Annotated in this window: 13 protein-coding genes; 8 read left to right on the top strand and 5 right to left on the bottom strand. The window is 70.8% G+C overall.

From position 1 onward, the window contains the following. Positions 1 to 112: 112 nt before the first annotated feature. The gene (locus ACLJOK_RS08050; protein WP_410817269.1) at positions 113 to 4,537 is read left to right on the top strand and encodes a S8 family serine peptidase; all 4,425 of its coding nucleotides are present in this window, start codon (positions 113 to 115) and stop codon (positions 4,535 to 4,537) included. A gap of 73 nt (positions 4,538 to 4,610) precedes the next feature. Here ACLJOK_RS08050 and ACLJOK_RS08055 read toward each other — a convergent pair whose 3' ends face one another. Beyond that, positions 4,611 to 5,117 (bottom strand): winged helix-turn-helix domain-containing protein, encoded by a 507-nt coding sequence (locus tag ACLJOK_RS08055; protein ID WP_410817271.1) that lies wholly within the window; start codon positions 5,115 to 5,117, stop codon positions 4,611 to 4,613. A gap of 269 nt (positions 5,118 to 5,386) precedes the next feature. On the opposite strand from ACLJOK_RS08055, the gene ACLJOK_RS08060 reads away from it, so the two are divergent. From ACLJOK_RS08060 to ACLJOK_RS08075, 4 genes are read left to right on the top strand one after another with little or no spacing between them, the layout of a single operon-like run. Then, the gene (locus ACLJOK_RS08060) at positions 5,387 to 6,364 is read left to right on the top strand and encodes a phosphatase PAP2 family protein (protein ID WP_410817273.1); all 978 of its coding nucleotides are present in this window, start codon (positions 5,387 to 5,389) and stop codon (positions 6,362 to 6,364) included. A 16-nt stretch (positions 6,365 to 6,380) separates the two neighbouring features. Further along, on the top strand, positions 6,381 to 7,073 hold the full coding sequence (locus tag ACLJOK_RS08065) for a response regulator (protein WP_410817275.1): 693 nt from the start codon (positions 6,381 to 6,383) through the stop codon (positions 7,071 to 7,073). Beyond that, positions 7,070 to 8,530, top strand: coding sequence for an ATP-binding protein (locus tag ACLJOK_RS08070; protein ID WP_410817276.1), 1,461 nt, complete (start codon positions 7,070 to 7,072; stop codon positions 8,528 to 8,530). Before ACLJOK_RS08065 ends, ACLJOK_RS08070 begins: the two co-directional genes overlap by 4 nt. Next, on the top strand, positions 8,527 to 9,033 hold the full coding sequence (locus ACLJOK_RS08075) for a hypothetical protein (protein WP_410817278.1): 507 nt from the start codon (positions 8,527 to 8,529) through the stop codon (positions 9,031 to 9,033). The genes ACLJOK_RS08070 and ACLJOK_RS08075 overlap by 4 nt, the downstream gene beginning before the upstream one ends. A 19-nt stretch (positions 9,034 to 9,052) precedes the next feature. Here the strand turns inward: ACLJOK_RS08075 and ACLJOK_RS08080 are convergent, their stop codons facing one another. The 3 genes from ACLJOK_RS08080 to ACLJOK_RS08090 are packed head-to-tail and all read right to left on the bottom strand — an operon-like array spanning position 9,053 to position 12,254. Further along, complete coding sequence (locus tag ACLJOK_RS08080) at positions 9,053 to 10,075, bottom strand: D-alanine--D-alanine ligase family protein (protein WP_410817279.1); 1,023 nt, start codon at positions 10,073 to 10,075, stop codon at positions 9,053 to 9,055. Next, entirely contained in the window at positions 10,072 to 11,214 is a 1,143-nt protein-coding gene (alr, locus tag ACLJOK_RS08085; RefSeq protein WP_410817281.1) for an alanine racemase, read from the bottom strand. The genes ACLJOK_RS08080 and alr overlap by 4 nt, the downstream gene beginning before the upstream one ends. Further along, complete coding sequence (locus ACLJOK_RS08090) at positions 11,211 to 12,254, bottom strand: acyltransferase family protein (RefSeq protein ID WP_410817282.1); 1,044 nt, start codon at positions 12,252 to 12,254, stop codon at positions 11,211 to 11,213. The genes alr and ACLJOK_RS08090 overlap by 4 nt, the downstream gene beginning before the upstream one ends. A gap of 242 nt (positions 12,255 to 12,496) precedes the next feature. Here ACLJOK_RS08090 and ACLJOK_RS08095 point away from each other — a divergent pair, with 242 nt between their 5' ends. Further along, a complete protein-coding gene (locus tag ACLJOK_RS08095) occupies positions 12,497 to 13,369 on the top strand; it encodes an LLM class F420-dependent oxidoreductase (protein ID WP_410817283.1) in 873 nt (290 codons plus the stop codon). A 183-nt stretch (positions 13,370 to 13,552) separates the two neighbouring features. Beyond that, on the top strand, positions 13,553 to 15,604 hold the full coding sequence (locus ACLJOK_RS08100; RefSeq protein ID WP_410817285.1) for a protein kinase domain-containing protein: 2,052 nt from the start codon (positions 13,553 to 13,555) through the stop codon (positions 15,602 to 15,604). Positions 15,605 to 15,668: 64 nt separating this feature from the next. Here the strand turns inward: ACLJOK_RS08100 and ACLJOK_RS08105 are convergent, their stop codons facing one another. Next, positions 15,669 to 17,930, bottom strand: a complete 2,262-nt coding sequence (locus ACLJOK_RS08105; protein ID WP_410817287.1) for a catalase — start codon at positions 17,928 to 17,930, stop codon at positions 15,669 to 15,671. 184 nt (positions 17,931 to 18,114) lie between these two features. On the opposite strand from ACLJOK_RS08105, the gene ACLJOK_RS08110 reads away from it, so the two are divergent. Continuing rightward, complete coding sequence (locus ACLJOK_RS08110; protein WP_410817288.1) at positions 18,115 to 19,014, top strand: alpha/beta hydrolase family protein; 900 nt, start codon at positions 18,115 to 18,117, stop codon at positions 19,012 to 19,014. Positions 19,015 to 19,043: the final 29 nt, after the last annotated feature.

The following is a 19,043-nucleotide window of genomic DNA, read 5'->3' on the forward strand; positions in this document are numbered from 1 at the left end:
TTCTTCTCGATCATAGTGTCCACTCGGGCAACCGGCGTGACCCGCGCGGTGCATGGGGGAGGTCCACCATGGCCCACTACACCCCTGGGTCGTTCTGAGGGAGGCAGCACCGATGTTCAGACGTCCACAATGGCGGCGCGCGGCCAGATCACTGGTGAGCGCCGGCGCGGCGACGATCCTCGCCGCGACATGCTTGGCCACCATCAGCTCAGGCGCGCAGGCCGCGCCGGGCGGTGCGATGGGGGCGGGCGCCCCGAGCGGGGACAAGATCCGACCGGAGCTCGCCAAGCAGCTCCAGGCCAAGAGTGAAGGGGACTTCTGGATCCGGTTCAAGGACCGGGCGGACCTGAGCAAGGCCAGCGCCATCAAGGACTGGTCGAAGCGTGGCACGGCGGTGGCGGATGCGCTGCGCAAGACCGCCGCCGCGAGCCAGGGCAAGATCCGAGCCGACCTCGACAGCTCGGGCACCAAGTACCAGACCTTCTGGGCCACCAACGCCATCAAGGTGAACAGCGGTTCGCTGGCGATGGCCCAGAAGTTCGCCGGGCACTCGGAGGTCGAGGGCCTCTACGCGCCTGTTGCGTACAAGGTGCCGGAGACGACCAAGGGCACCGACGAGAAGACCGTGAACGCCCTGGAGTGGGGCATCGCCAACATCAACGCCGACGACGTCTGGTCCCAGTACGGCGTCAAGGGCGAGGGCATCACCATCGCGAACATCGACACCGGGGTGCAGTTCAACCACCCGGCGCTGGTGAACTCCTACCGGGGCAACAACGGCGACGGGACGTTCGACCACAACTACAACTGGTTCAACGCCGCCAACGCCACCGGGGCCTGCGCCACCGCCCCGTGCGACGGCGACGGCCACGGTACGCACACGATGGGCACCATGGCCGGCTCCGACGGCGCGAACCAGATCGGTGTCGCCCCCGGGGTCAAGTGGATCGCGGCGAACGGTTGCTGTCCCAGTGACGCCGCTCTGGTCGAATCCGGTCAGTGGATGCTCGAGCCGCTGGACCTCAACGGTCAGAACGCGGACGCGAGCAAGCGACCCAACATCATCAACAACTCGTGGGGCACCGAGAACCCGTCCAACGAGCCGTTCATGGAGGACGTGACGAACGCCTGGACCGCATCCGGGATCTTCGGCACCTGGTCCAACGGCAACAACGGGCCGGCCTGCCAGACCAGTGGCTCGCCGGGCAGCCTCGCCAGCAACTACTCGACCGGCGCGTACGACGTCAACAACAGCATCGCCGGTTTCTCCTCCCGCGGCGCCGGCCAGAACGGCGAGATCAAGCCCAACATCTCCGCGCCGGGCGTGAACGTCCGGTCCAGCCTTCCGGGCAGCGGGTACGGCAGTGCCAGCGGCACCTCGATGGCCGCACCGCACCTCGCGGGCGCGATCGCGCTGCTGTACTCGGCGGCGCCGTCGCTGGTCGGTGACGTCAACGCGACCCGCGCGCTGCTCAACGGCGCCGCGATCGACAAGGCAGACGACCAGTGCGGCGGCACCGCCGCCGACAACAACGTCTACGGCGAAGGCCGACTGGACGCCCTCGCGTTGCTCAACGCCGCCCCGACCGGCGACATCGGCACGCTGGCCGGCACTGTCACCGACGCGACCTCCGGCGCCCCCATCGCCGGCGCGACACTGACGCTCACCGGCGCGTCCGAGCGTGAGCTGACCACCGGTGCCAACGGCACGTTCTCCACCCAGCTCCCCGCCGGCGACTACCAGGTCGCCGTCGCGGCATTCGGCTACGCCAGCACCACCAGGACGGCAACGGTCGCCAAGGGCGCGACCACGACGCTCAACGTCGCCCTCACGGCGGTGCCGAGCGTCAACGTCACCGGAGCGGTCACCGACGGCTCCGGCCACGGCTGGCCGTTGTACGCGAAGGTGACAGTGACGGGCGTGTCCGGCGTCTACGACTACACCACCCCGTCGAACGGCCGCTACAGCATCAAGCTGCCGGCCGGGCAGACCTACACCCTGAAGTACGAGCCGCAGTACCCGGGCTACCAGACCGTCACCAAGGAGGTCGTGGTCGGCTCGGGCAACACCACCGCCAACGTCGCAGTGCCGGTGGACACCAGCGCCTGCACCACCGCGCCCGGATACACGACCGGCTCCGACGGCGAGTACGAGACCTTCGACGCCACCACCACGCCGGCCGGCTGGACCGTCGTGGACAACGCGGGCAGCGGTCAGGTCTGGAAGTTCACCGACGACGGTGACCGGGGCAACCTGACCGGCGGCACCGGCAACTTCGCGATGATCGACAGCGACGCCTACGGAGCGGGCACCAGCCAGGACACCTCCCTGGTCAGCCCGGTGGTCAACCTGACCAGCGTCACGGCCCCGGTCATCCGGTTCAACCAGGACTTCAACCAGCTCAACGACGACACCGCCGACGTGGACCTGAGCATCGACGGCGGTGCCACCTGGACCAACGTGCTCCGGCAGGAGACCGACGTCCGGGGACCGAAGCTGACCGAGATTCCGATCCCGCAGGCGGCCGGCCAGGCGCAGGTGCAGGTTCGGTTCCACTACTACGACGCCTCGTACGAGTGGTGGTGGGAGGTCGACAACGTCCTGATCGGCAGCCAGGTCACCTGCGTGCCTGTCGACGGCGGTCTGGTCGTCGGCAACGTCCGCGACAAGAACGACGACAGCTACGTCAACGGCGCGACAGTCACCAGCAAGGACCGGCCCGCCGAGAAGGCCGTCACCGTGGCGACCCCGGACGACCCGGGGCTGGCCGACGGCTTCTACTGGATCTACTCGTCGCTCACCGGCGAGCACCCGTTCACGGCGACCGCCGGCAACTACGTCAGCCAGACCAAGCCTGTCGACGTCGAAGCCGACTGGGCGACCACCGCGAACTTCCAGCTCGCGGCCGGTCGACTGGCGGTGACGCCGACGCAGCTGAGCGCGACGCTCCAGATGCCCAACGGCAAGACCAGCAAGTCGTTCACTGTGACCAACACCGGCGGCGCGCCGGTCGAGGTCAAGTTCGGTGAGCGGGACAACGGGTTCGAACTCCTGCGGGCGGACGGCTCCAAGGTCACCCGGCAGCAGGTGCTCGGGTCCGGCGGCGCGCCGGAGCAGCGGATCACCGCACCGACGTCGTTCGCCGCCAAGGCGTCCGGCAAGGAGGCCAAGGCGGCTGCCGCGGCGGCCGGCCCGCAGGCGGCGCCGTGGACCGACATCGCCAACTACCCGGCTGCGATCATGGACAACCGGGTGGTGAGCCTGGACGGCAAGGTGTATTCGCTCGGTGGCGGCAACGGTGAGGCCTCCACCACCAAGAACTACGCCTACGACCCGGCCGCGCAGACCTGGACGGCGATCGCCGACCTCCCCGGCGCGCGTAACGCGGTGACCGCGGGCGTGGTGAACGGCAAGATCATCGTCACCGGTGGCTGGGGCGACGCGGGCCCGGACTCCGCCACCTGGTCGTACGACCCGGGGGCCAACACCTGGACGGAGCTGGCCGACAACCCGGCGCCGCGGGCCGCGGCCGGTCAGGCCGTCGTCGACGGCAAGCTGTACGCGGTCGGTGGCTGCACGACGGCGGCCTGTCTGCCGATGTCGAACAGCGTCGTCCGGTACGACCCGACCGGTGACACGTGGGAGACGATGACCAACTACCCGAAGTCGGTGGCCTTCGCCTCCTGCGGCGGGATCGACGGCGTCCTCTACTGCACCGGCGGCAACGACGGAACCGCTGCGCAGAAGTCCAGCTACGCCTTCGACCCGGGTGCCAACACGTGGACCGCCATCGCCGACGCGCCGGCCGACAACTGGGCCAGCTCGTACGCCGTCGCCAGCGGCAAGCTCCTCGTCGTCGGTGGTTCGCAGGGTGGGGCCATCAGCAACGCCGGCTTCGCCTTCGACCCGGCCGCCGGTTCGTGGTCCAACCTGCCCAACGCCAACACCGCGCGGTACCGCGGCGGCGCGGCGTGCGGCTTCTACAAGATTGGCGGCTCGTCCGGCAGCTTCAACGCGGCTCCGGAGAGCGAGGTGCTCCCGGGCTTCGAGGGATGCTCCGAGTCGGCTGCCGACGTCAGCTGGATGACCATCGACAAGTCGGCGGTCACCCTCGCGCCGGGTGCGAAGGTCACGGTCACCGTCGGTCTGACGGCGAACGTGGACCAGCCGGGCACCTACTCCGGCGCGGTCGCGATCTCCGAGAACACCCCGTACTCGGTGCCGCCGGTCGCGGTGACCATGACCGCGAACCCCCCGAAGACCTGGGGCAAGCTCATGGGTACGGTCACCGGCACCAGCTGCCAGGGTGCTACCTCGCCGCTCACCGGCGCGGTCGTGCAGGTCGACTCGTGGGCGGCGTCGTACACCTTCGCCACTGACGCCGAGGGCAAGTACGCCTACTGGGTGGACCGCCGCAACAACCCGCTCACGATGATCGTGGCCAAGGACGGCTGGAAGCCGCAGACCCGTCAGACCAGGATCGACACCGCCACTCCGACGGTGGAGAACTTCGGGTTGGCGCCCATCAAGTGCTGACGCCTGAGCACTAGCCGAAGAAATCCGGCCCGCCTGGTCGCAGACCAGGCGGGCCGGACCACGTCCGGGGTGATCAGACGGGGGCGAGCCGGAAGCCGACGCCGCGTACCGAGTGGATCGTCGCCGCGGCGTTGAGCCTGGCGAGCTTGCCGCGCACCCGGCGGACCACCGAGTGCATGTCGGAGCCCCGGCCGAGGTGCCGGTTGCCCCACACCTCAAGGTGCAGGCGCTCGTAGGTCCAGACCTGCCCGGGCGCGTGCACCAGGCAGAGCAGGACGTCGTGCTCCAACCGGGTCAGGTCGATCTCCTGGTCGCGCCAGCGCAGCACCCGGCGGTCGGAGTCGACGGTGAGATCCGGTGGCGGCGGCTGAGGGTTCGGCGCCACCTCGGCGAGCGCCGCCCTGGTCGGGGGAGTCGGAACGGGAGGCGCCTCGACCACCCCGAGGAACTCTCGTGCCTGGTCGACGGTCGAGACGATCAGGAAGGCGTCACTGCCGCCGAGCAGCCGGGCCAGATGTCGCCGCTCGGCCGGCGAGGATGCGATGCCGATGACCAGGCTGGCGACTGGAATTCCCTGCATTTTCCAACACCTTCCGGTTCCCCAACTCACTCCGGATGGATTTTTCGCACCGCCGACCGAAACATCGATCGGCGTCCTGACCCTAGTGGTGGCTGATCTCGGCTGGGTAAAACATAGTTGCATGTAAGCATGTGAATCCCGCCGCGCCGTCCAGGTCCACCCGGCCCACCGCCGACGATCCGCTTTTCCGGAAGCGGTGGGGGTGGTTGTGACAGAACCAAGACAATTCGAGTACGGGGTACGGACCTGCCGGGGCGAGCATGGTCGCCATGTCCATCGGATCGTTGTACTCCGTCGGGCGGTCGACGCCCGGTCCGGCGCGACCGCTGCCCCACGCTCGCGCGGCGGTGCCGCTGGGGCTTCGACTGCTCGCGGCGGCGTTGTGCGGTCTGGTCGCCCTGGCCCTCACCGCCGCCGTCTTCGTGCGGACGTACCCGGGGCAGTGGCTGGACGGGGTGCTCCTGCCGCGCGCCGAGCGGGGCGGAGGGTACGAGCAGCAGACCGTGCTGGTGGGCCCGGCCAAGACCGTGCTGGCCACCTTCGGCAGCCCGAGCCTCATCGCGGCACTGCTCGGTGTGGTGCTGCTGGTGGGTGTGCTCCGCCGGCGGCTGGTGGCGGGGGTCGTCGGTGTGGGCGTGGTCGTCAGCGCGGTGCTGCTGGCCGGCGCCGTGAAATCGGAGCTGCCCCGCCCGGATCTGCAGATCGAGAGTTCCACCACCCACAACAGCTTCCCCAGCGGTCATGTCGCGGCGGCGACCGCCCTGCTGCTGGCGTTCATGCTGGTCCTGCCGGGGTGGGCCCGGCGCTGGCTGGCGGCGCCGGGCGCTGCGGGTGTCTCGGTGATCGCCTCCGCCACGATGATCGCGGGCTGGCACCGGTTCAGTGACGTGCTCGGCGGCGTACTGCTGGGGGTGACAGTGTTCTGCCTGGCCGCGGCCGCGTTGGCGGCCCGGCCCGACGAGCGCGACACGGCCGGCGGTTCGGACGGCGGAAGCCTCTGGCGCAGGCTGGCCGAGGCGGCAGTCGGGCTGGTCGTGCTGGTCTGGGCGCTGCTGGTGGTCGTGCCCGGCCTGGCCGCATCGGTGCAGCGCGGCCTGCTGATCGCCATCGTGGCCGCGGCTGCCTCGACGATGTTCCTGGTGGGAGCCGTGGTGTTCCTGGTGCGGTCGACGGATTTCGCGGTGTCGCTCTCTCCGCGAAGCCCCGCGCGGTCGCCGTCGACGAGCGAAACCCGAAAGATCTCATGATGGGATACTTGACGACATGTCCCAGGTCCTGTTGATCGAAGACCACCAGACGGTGCGCGACGGACTCCAGCTGGCGCTCACCCGACAGGGCCACACAGTGCATGCCGTGGGCACCGGCGAGCAGGGGTTGGAGCAGCTGCGCACAACCCCGTCCGATGTCGTGGTCCTCGATCTCATGCTGCCCGGGATGGACGGGTTCGAGGTCTGCCGCCGGATCCGGCAGCTCGGTGACCTGCCGATCATCATGCTCACCGCCCGCAACGACGACATGGACGTGGTGGCGGGCCTGGAGGCCGGCGCCGACGACTACGTGGTCAAGCCCGTGCAGGCCCGGGTGCTCGAGGCGCGCATCCGCGCGGTGCTGCGACGGACCGGTGGCGACTCGCGGCGCGGTGGCGACCGGGGAGGCCTGGAGCAGCACGGCGCCCTGACCATCGACCGGGCCGCGCTCGTGGTCAGCAAGGACGGGACGCCGGTCAGCCTCGCCCCGACGGAACTGCGGCTGCTGCTCGAACTCTCGCACACGCCGGGCCAGGTGCTCAGCCGCCAGCAGTTGCTGGAGGCCGTGTGGGAGCACGGCTATCTCGGCGACTCGCGACTCGTGGACGCGTGCGTCCAGCGGGTACGGGCCAAGATCGAGGTCGATTCGTCGGCGCCGGTCTTCATCCAGACGGTGCGTGGTTTCGGATACCGGTTCGGCCCGCTGTGACGTTCTGGCGCTCGGTCGCCGCCCAGGTCTCCGGCCTGCGGGTCCGGCTGCTGCTGGCGTTCGCGCTGCTGGGGATCACCACCACGGCCGTCGTGGCCAGCGGCAGCTACGTGCAGGCCCGGACCGTCATCCTCCAGCAGGCGCAGGACGCCGCGGTGATGTCGCTGACCGACCAGCTCACCAAGGTCTATCCGATCGCCCAGCTCCCGCCGACCCAGGACGAGCTCGAACTGTTGGCTCAGCGCCTCAGCGACCGGGAGAGCTTCGCGGTGGTCGTCTACCGGGACATGCGGGCACAGGGTGGCCCCGAACTCGCCGACCCGCTCACCCCCGAGCTTCGGCAGAAGGTCCGTGACGGTGACATCGCCTGGCAACGGGTCTCACTCGCCGGAGAGCCCGCGCTGCTCATCGGTACCCAGTTGGCGCTTGACCGCCCGGACGGCACGTCCCGCCCGTCCGGGGTGGAGGTCTACTCGGTGCGCAACCTCGTGCCCGAGCAGCAAAGCATCGACCAGCTCGCCACCAGGGCGTGGCTGACCGGCGGGTTGTCCCTGCTCCTCGCCGTCCTGCTGGCCCTGCTGTCCGCCCGCGGAGTCCTGCGACCGGTCCGCGACCTGGGCCGGGCGGCGCGCCGCCTCGGTGAGGGCGACCTGTCCACCCGGCTGACGGTCCGGGGCGTCGATGAGCTGGCCGACGTGGCACGGACCTTCAACGACACCGCGGGCACGCTGGAGCGGCAGGTCGGTGAGCTGCGGCGGATGGAATCCGACGCCCGCCGCTTCGTGGCCGACGTCTCGCACGAACTCCGTACGCCGCTGGCCGCGATGACGGCCGTCACCGACGTGCTCGACGAGGAGGCCGAGCACCTGCCCGGGGACGCCGGCCGGGCCGCGCGGCTGGTCAGCCAGGAGACTCAGAACCTCACTCAACTGGTCAACGACCTCATCGAGGTCAGCAGGTTCGACTCCGGCACGGCACGGCTCGCCCTCGACGACGTGGACGTGGCCGCGGCGGTGACCGCGACCCTGCGGATCCGCGGCTGGGCCGACCGGGTACGCGCCGATCTGCCGTCCGGGGTGGTGGCCCGGCTCGATCCCCGCCGGCTGGATGTCATCGTCGCCAACCTGGTCGCCAACGCCTTCCGGCACGGTGCCGAGCCGGTGTCGGTGCGCCTGAGCGCCGACCCGGACTGGGTCACCATCGAGGTGGCCGACCAGGGGCCAGGGCTGGACCCGGAGGTGTTGCCACACGTCTTCGACCGCCTCTACAAGGCCGACACCGCGCGTACCCGCTCCGAGGGCAGCGGCCTCGGCCTCGCCATCTCCTGGGAGAACGCGCGGTTGCACCGCCACGGCGAGCGACGCGGCGCCCTCGTCGCCGGCAACGGCCCCGGGGGCGGCGCGGTCTTCACACTTCGGCTGCCCAGGGAGACGACGGACCCCGGAGGTGCCCGGTGACCGGCCGGCGGACCGGCCGCGCGCTGCTCGCCGGCGGACTGCTGCTCGGCACGCTGCTGGCAGCGGGTTGCGGGGTACGGCCCAGCGCCGTCATCACTGGTCGCCCCGCGGTCAGCGGCCCGGCGCAGGGCGTCGGGCTCTACCTGCTCGCGCAGGGCGAACTCGTGCTGGTCCTCCGTCCGGCGACGGGGGACTCCGCACCCGCCAACAACCTCGCCCTGCTCGCGGCCGGTCCGGAGGTGAACGAACGCCGACAGGGCCTCACCAGTGAGGTGCCGGCCGGGCTCGACCCGGTCACTGTGACGTCCGCGGCCGATCAGTCCGGTGGCCTCACAGTGCGGACGGAGACCGCGGCGCGGACGTTGTCGGGCCACGCGGTCGACCAGATCGTCTGCACGGTCGCCGACGCCGCGGCGCAGACCGGATTCGCCAACAGCTCCGCCCCGGTCACCATCGTCGGGCCGGACGGCGCCCGGCCTCCACAGCGGTGCCCGATCAGCTGACTGGGCACCGCCCACCGCCTCAGACCAGGTCGACCGCTCGGGCCTGCCGGGGCAACCCGCTGTGGTGGCCGTGGTCCTGGTCGGCCAGCGCGCCGGCGATCAGGATGTCGATCAGGGCGGCGAACCCGATGCCGGCCTGCTGCCAGATCTGCGGGAACTGGGACGCGGCGGTGAAGCCGGGGAACGTGTTGACCTCGTTCACGATGGGCTCGGGCGACCCCTCGGTCGGCAGGAAGAAGTCGACCCGCAGCAGCCCACGGCAGTCGAGGGCCTGGAAGGCGCGGATCGCACGATCCTGGAGCACCTCGGTGGTCGCCGCGTCGAGCGGGGCGGGAATCTGGAAGATCGCCCCGCCGTCGTACTTCGCGTCGTAGTCGAAGAAGCCGGCGCCGGTCACCCGGATCTCCAGCGGCGGGCCGGCCTGCACCCGGCCGTCCGGGTGTTGGAGGACGGCCACGTCGATCTCGCGTCCCCGCGCCCCCTGCTCGACGAGCACCTTCGGGTCGACCTGCCGGGCCTGCTCCAGCGCGGCGGGGACCCCCGGCCAGTCGTCCACCCTGACGACGCCGAGGCTCGACCCGGCCCGGGCCGGCTTGACGAAGACCGGCAGCTCCAGCCGACGCCGGTCCTCGGGCGACAGGTCCTCACCGGGACGCAGGGTCACCCCCGGGCTGACCCGCAGGCCCTCCGCAGCGAGGAGCCGCTTGGTGACCCCCTTGTCCATGCCGGCGGCGCTGGCGAAGACGCCGTTGCCGACGTACGGCACGCCGAGCCATTCCAGCAGCGACGACACGGTGCCGTCCTCGCCGTACGGGCCGTGCAGGGCCGGGAACACCACGTCCTGGGCACGCAGGACGCGCAACGCCGCAGGCAGGGGCGTCGGTCGGCCACCGACGTGCCACCCGCCGTCGCGGTCGATGAGCACCTCGGTTACCTGGTACGAATCACGGTCCAGGTGGGCGAGGATGCTCGCCGCCGAGCGGCAGGACACGTCGTGCTCGCCGCTCTGCCCGCCGTACAGCACTGCCAGTCGGGTTGTCATGATTTCCGTGCCCTTCCGTGGAGGTGCTCGCGGGCCACCCGGGCCCCGATGCCGGTCAAGATCTCGTGTGGGTTGGTGTCGGCCCAACGGGCCCACTCGACGACCGTCGGAGGGCGCTGGTCGCCCTCGGCCGGGCCGAACACCACGACCGGGTCGCCGATCGTCACGGGAAGATCCCCGGCGTCGACCACGCACTGGTCCATGGCGATGCGCCCGACGATCGGGCACCGCCGACCGGCGAGCCACACCGAGGCGCGGCCACCCGCGGCCCGGGGCAGCCCGTCGGCGTAACCGAGCGGCAGCAGCGCCAGCGTGGTCGGTGTGCCGGTCACGTGCTCGGCCCCGTAGGAGACGCCAGTGCCGGCCGGCACCCGCTTGACGTTGACCACGCTCGTCCGCAGGGTCATCGCGGGGCGTAGCCCGAACTCGCCCGGACCGCTCACGCCGAACGGGTCCACGCCGTAGAGGGCGATCCCGATCCGGCAGAGGTCGAAACGGGTCCGCGGTGCGGAGAGCGCGGCCGCCGAGTTGGCCAGGTGGACGAGATCGGGGTCCAGGCCGGCCGACCGTGCGGTCCGCAGCGCCTCCTCGAAGATCGCCACCTGACTGGTGAGCGCGGGGGCACCAGGCAGGTCGGCGTCGGCGAGGTGGGACCACACCCCGCGCACCCGGATCCCGCCCTCCCGTTCGTACTTGCGGGCCCAACCGACCAACTCGGGCCAGTCGTCCCCGGCGGCCCCGTTGCGGGACAACCCGGTATCCGCCTTGAGCTGCACCATCGCCGGAACGCCGAGCAGCCGTGCCGCGTCGGCGACGGCGTGCAGGTGGGTCGTCGTGGACACGCCGACGTCGACACCACCCTTGATCAACATACCGAAGTCGTCATCCGCGCCGTGCAGCCAGCTCAACGTGGGCGCTGTCACACCCGCCTCGCGCAGGGTCAGCGCCTCGGCCGTCGAGGTCACCCCCAGCCAGGCGGCACCGGCGCGCAGCGCGGCCCGGGCCACCTGCACCGCGCCGTGGCCGAACCCGTCGGCCTTCACCACTGCCATCAGTCCGGTGCCGGTGACCGACGCGATCGCCCGTACGTTGCCGGCGATCGCGTCCAGGTCGACCAGGGCTTCGGCCAGGGCGCTCATCCGGCCGCCTCCACCCGTCGCGTGCCGGGCAGCGCGAACAGCCAGCCCGCGCGAACCGCCAGCAGCCCACTGTGAATCGCCAGGCTCAGACCGATCACCAGCCCGCTCAGCAGAATCGGATAACCGAGCACGATCAGGCCCTGAGCGGACCCACCCAACCCGGAGACCGGTACGAGCAACAGCCGGTGCAGCAGGGCCAGGACCGGCATGTGAATGACGTAGATCGGCAGGGTGATGCGGCCGAGCCTAGCCAGCGGTTTGCTGAGTGCCGACCAACGGGACAGCCGGGCAGCTGCGGTTATGCCGAAGATCACTGCCACCGCGGAGACCGCCGGCCACACCCCGAACCACTGCTGGGCGCCGGTCACCGCCATCGCGGCGAGCGCCAGGGCGTAGCCGCCCGAGGTGAGCAACAGCCGGTGGCGGCTGGCGGTGGCGGCCCACTGCTGGATCTGCGGCCGCAGGTACAGGCCGGCGAGGAAGAAGACCAGGTTCTGGTAGAGGCCGGCGCGGTTTCCCGGGGTGTCGAGCAGGCCGGCGGCGGCGACGGCGGACAGCGCGGCGGCGGGGACCAGGACCAGCGTCCGGGGCGCCCGACGGGTCGCCTTGGCGATGGTGAAGTACACCGCCAGGGCGTACAGGTACCAGAGGTTGGACGGTGTGATGGTGAGCTGCTCCAGCAGGCCGAGCGCCGAGGTGGCGCGGTCGGTCGGCAGTTCCGGCGCGGCGGCGAGGACCACCGTGTGGATCAGCAGCCAGACGGCGTACAGGTAGAGGAACCCGGCGATCCGGCTGCGGGCGACGACCCGCCACGGCCGCTGGGCGGCGTTCGCCGCGAAGACGCCCGAGATGGTGAAGAACAGCGGCATCCGCAGCGGAAGGAACTGCTCACCCAGCGTTCCCCAGAAGCCCGGCACCGGTACGCCGACGTGCCAGTCGATCTGGAGGTAGTCCTTTACGACGACGTGCCACAGGACGACGAGGATGATGCAGCAGCCCTTCGCGGCGTCGGCCCACTCGGCCCGCTGAGGGCGTCCCACAGCGGGGGTGGCCCTGGGTCGGTGACGGAACCTGACGCGCGTCGCGCCGGGCTCCAGCTCGGCGGACCGGGATTCGGTGGGCTGTTGGATCACTCACCGAAAGCTGCCAGCCGGATATCCGCACGTGATCCACGAATTGTCATGAACCGGTAATGGTCGCCGCCGGACCCGATTCGTAGGCAGTTCCGAGCCGCCCCCGGCGGACGCCGGACGGCACTAGGCTCGTTGCGGAGGTGCCGAACATGAAGCTCGGGCTGCACTACTGGAACTACTCGACCCCGGCCGACCCGGCCGCCATCGCACCGACCCTGGCGCAGACGGCGACCATCGCCGAGCAGGCCGGCGTCGCGTCGTTCACTGTGATGGACCACTTCTTCCAGATGGACGCGGTGTTCGCGGCCGAGGAGCCGATGCTGGAGGCGTACACCACGCTGGGCTACGTCGCGGCGACGACTCAGCGGATGACGCTGGGCGTGCTGGTCACCGGCGTGATGTACAGGTATCCGGGTCTGCTCGCCAAGACCGTGACGACCCTCGACGTGCTCTCCGGCGGCCGGGCCCGCCTCGGCATTGGCGCCTCCTGGTACGAGCGGGAGCAGCTCGGGCTGGGTGTTCCGGTCGTCCCGGTGGCCGAGCGGTTCGAGCGGTTGGAGGAGACGCTGCGCATCTGCCGGCAGATGTGGAGTGCCGACGACGGCCCGTTCAACGGCAAGCACTACCAGCTCGCCGAGACCATCAACTCGCCGCAGCCGTTGAGCCGGCCGCACCCGCCCATCATGATCGGTGGTGGCGGTGAGAAGAAGACACTGCTGCTGGTGGCCCGGTACGCGGACGCCTGCAACCTCTTCGGCCGCGGCGGCATCGACGACATCGCGCGCAAGCTGGATGTGCTGCGCGGGCACTGCGCCGCCGAGGGCCGCGACTACGACACCATCGAGAAGACGGTGGTCGCCTCCCAGGCGCCGCTGGACGACACCGACGCGTTCCTCGCCGAGGTGTCCGAGTACGCCGCGCTCGGGGTAGGCGAGGTGCAGGTGACGCCGGATCGACACCCGGTCGAGTTCGCCCAGCGGCTCGGTGACGAGGTGCTGCCCCGGTTGGCAGACGTTGGCTGATTCCGCCGCGACTGGTGCGGGCGCCATTGTGAACAAAAAGCCAATTCCTGGTGGCTCAACGGTGCGCCAGCACCGTCCTCGGCTCCACAAACGACGTTCTCGGCGGGGATGATCCGGATCACATACTGTGGTGCACTTCGACTGCCGGAAATTGTTCGGCGACGTGCCAGGTAGCCTCTCCGGGTGTCGCAGATGTTACCGCTTCTTGTTACCGATCGGTATGACGTCGTCGAGCTCATCGGCCAGGGCGGAATGGGTCGAGTGTGGAAAGCCCGCGACCGAATGCTGCAACGGGACGTCGCCATCAAGGAAATCGTTCCGCCCCCCGGCCTGACCATTGAGGCGCGACAGGAATTGCGGGTCCGGTCGCTTCGAGAGGCCCGGGCAATCGCGCAACTCGACCACGTCAACGTCGTTCGTGTCTTCGATGTGCTGTTGAGCGCGGACGGCGACCCACAGATCGTGATGGAGTACGTACCGTCCCGTTCGCTGCACGACACCATCACCACCGACGGCCCCGTTCCGCCGGTGCGGGCGGCCGAGATCGGGCTGGCCGTGCTCGGCGCGCTGCGCGCCGCCCACCGCGCCGGGATCATGCACCGCGACGTCAAGCCGGCCAACATCCTCGTCGGCGCGGACGGCCGGATCGTGCTCACCGACTTCGGCCTGGCCACCGCCGTCGAGGACGTGAACCTGACCCTCAGCGGTGTGGTGCTCGGCTCGCCCGCGTACGTCTCTCCCGAGCGGGCCATGCGGGGCATTGTGGGTCCGGAGGGGGATTTCTGGTCTCTCGGCGCGACCCTGTACGCCGCCGTCGAGGGCCAGTCGCCGTACGCCCGGCCGTCGAGTCTGATGAGTCTCACTGCGCTGGTCACCGAGCCACCGCCCGCGGCGCGGCGGGCGGGACCGCTCGCGGCGATGCTGGCCGGTCTGCTGCTCAAGGACCCGGCCGAGCGAATGGACGCCGACGCGGCCGAGCAGTTGCTCCGGGCGGTGCTGGACGGCGCACCGCGGCCGCCCATTGCGGTGACGTGGCGTACGGCGCCTGCAGCGCCCGCACCAGCGGCGATCACGTCCCATCCGGTCGGCGCATCCGACGTACCCCTGTCGTCGGCCGCGGCGACGGCGGACGGCGACCGTCCGGGATCGGCACGCCGACGGCGGACCTGGCTTCTCGGTGGCCTCGCGGCTCTGGTCGCGCTCGGCCTGGCGGTCGGGGTTCCGCTGGCCACGCGCCGTGCGTCGCGGCCGGCCGGGGGAGGAGCCGAGCTGGTGGACGCCGCCGTGCCGGGCGCGCCGTCGACGCCCGATGCCGCACCGACGACCGCTGCGCTCCGGCCGATCTCGTGGTCGGTCTACCGGGACAGCAGCGGCTTCTCCGTGCCGGCGCCGCGCGACTGGCAGATCGTCCGGCGCGGCCAGCAGGTCGAACTCCACGAGCCGGGCGGCGAACGGATGCTGGTCGTCAGCCAGACCGACTCGCCGCGCAGCGACCCGTTGGCCGAACTGGGCGGCCCGACCGTGAGCGAGCAGTACCGCGACTACCGCCGGGTCGAGCTGCTCGCCGTCAACTACCAGCTCAAGGCGGCCGACCTGGAGTGGGTCTACACCAGCGAGGCGGGTACCGCGATGCACGGGCGCCAGCGCGCCTTCACGACGGGTAAGCGTCAGGGTTACCGCATCGCCTGGTTGACACCCGAGTCCGCCTGGGCGGTGGCCGGGGCGGACGCGTTCCGGGAGATCACCACGGGCTTTCGGCCGGCGTCGACGGCGGGCGGGGTCACCCCGTCCACCACGCCGGACCGTCGAGTCTCGCCGACGCCGAGCGTGCCCCCGGCGCGCTCGGGCAGCCGGCTCGTCGGGGTGGCGAGCAACCGGTGCCTGGACGTCAACGCGCCGAACTCGCCCGACCCGGTCCGGCTCGGAATCTGGGACTGCCGGAACGACCGCGCCTCCCACCAGCTCTGGGCGATGCGATCGGACGGGAGCGTGCAGTTGGGTGGGCGTTGCCTGGACGTGCTCGGCGCGTCCAGCGACGCCGGGGCGGCGATCCAGCTCACCACCTGCAACACGACCCCGGCGCAACAGTTCACCCTGAACGAGGCCCGGCAGCTCGTCAACGCCCACAGCGGACTGTGTCTGGGCACTGTCGGCCAGAGCACCGCGAACGGCGCGGTGATCGAGCAGCGCAGCTGTAGCGCCGGCACGAGCCATCTCCAGTGGACCCGGCGATAGCGCCAGGACACCGACGAGGGCCGCCCTCCCGTGGTGCGGAGGACGGCCCTCGTCAATGGTTGGGTCAGGCGACCGCGGCGGGGAACCGTTCCCACACCCGGTGCGCGGCCATCAACTGCTGCACCGCCGTCAGCGCCTCGGCGCCCGAGCCCGCCGCCACGACGCCCGGGGTGCCGGCGACGCCGGCCTGCTCCAGCACTGTGACGCCGGCGCCCCAGGCGCCGATCGCCTTGGCGTGCCGCCAGGACTCCTCGACGAGCAGCAGCACGCGGGGGTCCACGGGTGCCGGGCCCGGCCGGCCCGCCTTCTCGTCGCGGGCGGGCAGGGCATCCGGTGCGGGTGCCGGCGCTCCCGCCAGCAGGACCGCGTCGAACTCGACCGACCGGCCGGTGGCGAAGGTGCGCTGCACCGGCAGGTCGCCCACCATGCCGCCGTGCGGGGCGATCAGCAGCGGCACCATGCCGGCGTCGAACACGGCCCCGCGGACCTCGTCGACGCCGTCCAGGTCGCCGTCGGGGTCGACGACGATCCCGACGATGCGGCCGTCACTCGGCCACTCCCGACCGACCTGCGACAGCGCCGGGCTGGGCGTGACGTCGGGGAGCGGCACTGTCGGCTGCGGCGCGGGCAGGCCCAGGCCGGTGGCGACCTGCTCACACAGCACCGGGTCGATGTTGGCGAGGCTCTGCAGCTGACGCTCCTTGATCGCCTGGTGGTAGCACTTGCCCAGCTCGAAGGTGTACGCCCGGATGATGTGCTCCTTCTCGACCGGCGACATGCTCAGCCAGAACAGGCGGACCTGGCTGTAGTGGTCGTCGAACGAGGCCGGGTTCGCGCGAACCTTCGGTGCCTGCGCGACGGTGACCGGCACGTCGACGAAGGCGTGCTCGGCGTCGCCTGCGGGGAACGGGTTGCCGCCGTCGAGCGAGTTCGGTCGGTACGGCGCGACGCCCGCGTGCACGGCGTGCTGGTGGAAGCCGTCGCGCAGCATGTCGTTCACGGCCGCGTGCGGGCGGTTGATCGGGATCTGCGTGAAGTTCGGCCCGCCCAGCCGGGTGAGCTGCGTGTCGAGGTACGAGAAGAGCCGGCCCTGCAACAGAGGGTCATTCGTGACGTCGATGCCCGGGGGCAGGTGACCGAGGTGGAAGGCGACCTGTTCGGTCTCGGCGAAGAAGTTCGTGGGCGTCCGGTTGAGCACCAGCTTCCCGATCGGCTGCACCTCGGCCAGCTCCTCCGGCACGATCTTCGTCGGGTCGAGCAGGTCGATCCCGTCGAAGGTCTCCTCCGGAGTGTCCGGAAAGACCTGGATGCCCAGCTCCCACTCGGGGTACGCGCCGGCCTCGATGGCGTCGTAGAGGTCGCGGCGGTGGAAGTCCGGGTCCATGCCGCCGAGCAACTGCGCCTCCTCCCAGGTCAGCGAGTGCACGCCCAGCTTCGGCTTCCAGTGGAACTTGGCCAGCACCGTCTCCCCGGCCTCGTTGACGAGGCGGAAGGTGTGCACGCCGAAGCCCTCCATCGTCCGGTAGGAACGCGGGATGCCCCGGTCGGACATGTTCCAGATGGTGTGGTGCTGCGCCTCGGTGTGCAGCGACACGAAGTCCCAGAAGGTGTCGTGGGCGCTCTGCGCCTGCGGGATCTCCCGGTCGGGGTGCGGCTTGCCGGCGTGGATGATGTCCGGGAACTTGATCGCGTCCTGGATGAAGAAGACCGGCATGTTGTTGCCGACCAGGTCGAAGGTGCCCTCATCGGTGTAGAACTTCGTGGCGAAGCCACGGGTGTCGCGGACCGTGTCGGCCGAACCCCGCGAACCGAGCACCGTGGAGAACCTGACGAAGACGTCGGTCTCGCGCCCCTTCTTGAGGAAGCCGGCCCTGGTGACCGCCTCCGCGGTGCCGTACGCGGTGAACACACCGTGCGCGCCGGCGCCCCGGGCGTGCACCACGCGCTCCGGAATGCGCTCGTGGTCGAAGTGCATGATCTTCTCGCGTAGGTGGTGGTCCTGCAGGAGGACCGGGCCGCGCGGGCCGGCCTTGAGCGAGTGGTCGGTGTCGCGCAGCCGTGCCCCGTTAGCGGTCGTCAGGTAGGCCCCCTGCTGACCGTTCGCGATCGTCGGCGCGCCGGTCTCCGCGCCGGTCGGCGTGCGCGTCTGCGGCGCACCCTGTTCCGGCTTCGGCGGCAGCGGGTCGTGCGGCGTCGTCGGCTCCTCGAGGGGCGGTGGCGCGCTCCCCGGCGCACCGGGGACATCCGGGGTGAGGGCGTCGGCGATCTTTCCTGAAGCGGTCTTCACGGCGTTCTTGACCGCCTCGGCGGGCTTGCTGGAATCCACTGAATGAACCTCTCCATGGCGCGTGTGCGTGCCGGCGCCTGCCCTGCTACCCCAGGTCAGAGGGTCGAAACACGACTCATCTCGGCATCTTGCGGCGGGACTGGTGATTTCGCCGATGCCGGGATCGGCGGAGCGGCCAAAACTGACACACGTCGATATCCCTCGACTTTAGGGAGTGCCCGACGTGTCCTCACCCACCACCACCCGTCCCCGTTCCGTCGCAGCCCGTGCCACCCGCCTCGCGCTGGCCGCCGTCCTGGCCGCCGGTGGCGTCCTGACCGGATCGTCCGGTGCCGCCCAGGCCGCCGGCCCGTACGAGCGGGGCCCCGCCCCGACCACCTCGATCCTGGAGGCCAGCCGCGGCCCGTTCGCGACGTCCTCGCAGAGCGTGTCCTCGCTGAGCGTCACCGGTTTCGGCGGCGGCGTCATCTACTACCCGACCAGCACCAGCGAGGGCACCTTCGGCGCCATCGCCATCTCGCCGGGCTTCACCGCCGCCTGGTCCAGCATCAGCTGGCTCGGACCACGCATCGCCTCGCACGGCTTCGTGGTGATCGGCATCGAGACCAACAGTCGGCTGGACCAGCCGGACAGCCGGGGCCGGCAGCTGCTCGCCGCGCTGGACTACCTCACCGAGCGCAGCTCGGTGCGTACCCGGATCGACAGCAGTCGACTCGCGGTGGCCGGGCACTCCATGGGTGGCGGGGGCAGCCTGGAGGCGGCCTCGTCGCGGCCGTCGTTGCAGGCCGCCGTGCCACTCGCACCCTGGAACTCGGACAAGAGTTGGTCCGAGCTGCGGGTGCCCACGCTGATCATCGGCGGGGAGAGCGACACCGTCGCGCCGGTCTCGTCGCACTCGGTGCCGTTCTACAACAGCATCCCGGCCTCCGCCGAGAAGGCGTACCTGGAGCTGAACGGGGCGAGCCACTTCTTCCCGCAGACCACCAACACGCCGACCGCGCGGCAGATGGTGGCCTGGTTGAAGCGGTTCGTCGACGACGACACCCGCTACGAGCAGTTCCTCTGCCCCGGCCCGAGCGGCTCGCAGATCGAGGAGTACCGCAACACCTGTCCCAGCGCCTGACGGCGGTCACGGGGCGGTCGCCGCTGGCG

It is taken from the genome of Micromonospora sp. 050-3 (assembly GCF_046549335.1).
Classification (GTDB): domain Bacteria; phylum Actinomycetota; class Actinomycetes; order Mycobacteriales; family Micromonosporaceae; genus Micromonospora; species Micromonospora trifolii.

Bases quoted from the DNA above. Each gene is read 5' to 3' on its own strand.
- ACLJOK_RS08050 (WP_410817269.1), top strand. From the start codon at position 113: ATGTTCAGACGTCCACAATGGCGGCGCGCGGCCAGATCACTGGTGAGC.
- ACLJOK_RS08055 (WP_410817271.1), bottom strand. From the start codon at position 5,117: ATGCAGGGAATTCCAGTCGCCAGCCTGGTCATCGGCATCGCATCCTCG.
- ACLJOK_RS08060 (WP_410817273.1), top strand. From the start codon at position 5,387: ATGTCCATCGGATCGTTGTACTCCGTCGGGCGGTCGACGCCCGGTCCG.
- ACLJOK_RS08065 (WP_410817275.1), top strand. From the start codon at position 6,381: ATGTCCCAGGTCCTGTTGATCGAAGACCACCAGACGGTGCGCGACGGA.
- ACLJOK_RS08080 (WP_410817279.1), bottom strand. From the start codon at position 10,075: ATGACAACCCGACTGGCAGTGCTGTACGGCGGGCAGAGCGGCGAGCAC.
- alr (WP_410817281.1), bottom strand. From the start codon at position 11,214: ATGAGCGCCCTGGCCGAAGCCCTGGTCGACCTGGACGCGATCGCCGGC.
- ACLJOK_RS08095 (WP_410817283.1), top strand. From the start codon at position 12,497: ATGAAGCTCGGGCTGCACTACTGGAACTACTCGACCCCGGCCGACCCG.